This window comes from Vibrio sp. 10N.286.49.B3 (assembly GCF_002873395.1).
In the GTDB taxonomy this organism is placed as follows: Bacteria; Pseudomonadota; Gammaproteobacteria; order Enterobacterales; family Vibrionaceae; genus Vibrio.
In genome coordinates this window covers 1-655 of record NZ_MCUV01000003.1, presented here as the reverse complement: position 1 = coordinate 655, position 655 = coordinate 1, and the positions used below count along the sequence as shown (strand labels likewise).

At 32.8% G+C, this 655-nt stretch carries 1 protein-coding gene and 1 pseudogene; both read left to right on the top strand.

Going from position 1 to position 655, the window contains the following annotated elements; translation table 11 throughout:
- A partial coding sequence (locus BCU68_RS17090; protein ID WP_206747259.1) for a hypothetical protein occupies positions 1–254 on the top strand: 254 nt, incomplete at its 5' end.
- A gap of 220 nt (positions 255–474) precedes the next feature.
- Positions 475–655 (top strand): annotated as a pseudogene (locus tag BCU68_RS02760) (hypothetical protein); the annotation flags it as partial.

Sequence of the window (655 nt, the reverse complement as noted above, 5' to 3'; positions counted from 1 at the left end):
CGAGTCCAGTAGCGGGCACCAAATTGTCAAAAAAAAGCCCACCAAGTGTGGGCTTTTTTGTATTTCAATTAAAGCTTGAAGAATTACCAGAGTTAATCAATACAATTAATTATGCAGGCTTTAAGTGTTTCTTGGTATCCATGTATCTCATGCTGCTTCATAGGCGCGGAGTCCTCAGTCATGCTTTTATCATATCCGTAGGTCGGAATGACAGCAAACCAGACTCTGGGGGTAAGTATTTATCTAAGATGTGATAACCACTTAAAAACGTTACTTTCTTCTGGAGAGCAACTTTCAGTTTATCCATATAATCTTAGATATTAGCTGATAAAATTAATGTTACACATTTAGGGACTTATAACACAAATTTTACTTCACTCCTTTTCATTATGTACCTGCAAAAAAGCACTTCCTAAGTACTTGTTTTTAAGTGTAAGATTAGTTTACCTTACCTTATTATGGCATTATTTTAATATGATTGAAGATACTCGTTTGATATTTGATGGTCCACATACAGGAGGCTATCGAGATTTTACTTTTTATTCAGAAGGTTGTAGTCCTAAGCTTTTACAAAGCCTTTTTAAATTTATAGATGATAAAGAATCAGAATTAAAAGAGATTTTTATAGCATTATATTTATTTAATAATCGAAAGC